At 45.4% G+C, this 436-nt stretch carries 1 pseudogene; it reads left to right on the forward strand.

The features are described from left to right. A pseudogene (locus AB4585_RS25430) lies at nt 1–436 on the forward strand (hypothetical protein); the annotation flags it as partial.

Below are 436 nucleotides of genomic sequence, written 5' to 3' on the forward strand. Positions count from 1 at the left end.
TAAGCGAGTAGGGGAGAAAGAGCGCTACCTCTCTCTTGCTATCGCAACCGGTTTAATCATGTTGGGTTTTAGTGTGGTGATCTTCCAGTTCCGCTTAATGGGTCTGGATACCGATTTGCAGTTTGTGTTGGCATTTGCAGCTCTTTATGTCGTGCGAGATGTGTTTAAGGAAAGCATTAAAGCCTGGGTGTTTGAGAAGATCATTCGCAATAAACCCCGCGTTGTCTCTTGGTTTGGTATGCCAGACAAAAAGACAGGCATTGGAACTGGCGAGACATGGTTTAACTCTCAGCCCAACTCTAAGGTCGCTATTGCGAACCGTGAGAACATATCGCTGTTCTTTAGAGAAACAGTAAGCCTGAAGAACTTTGAGTACAACGGTTTTAAGAAGATCAAGACCAACACCAGCATTGATCTTGGTCCCATCATGCGATGC

It is taken from the genome of Vibrio sp. 10N.222.49.C9 (genome assembly GCF_041474985.1).
Taxonomy (GTDB): domain Bacteria; phylum Pseudomonadota; class Gammaproteobacteria; order Enterobacterales; family Vibrionaceae; genus Vibrio; species Vibrio crassostreae_C.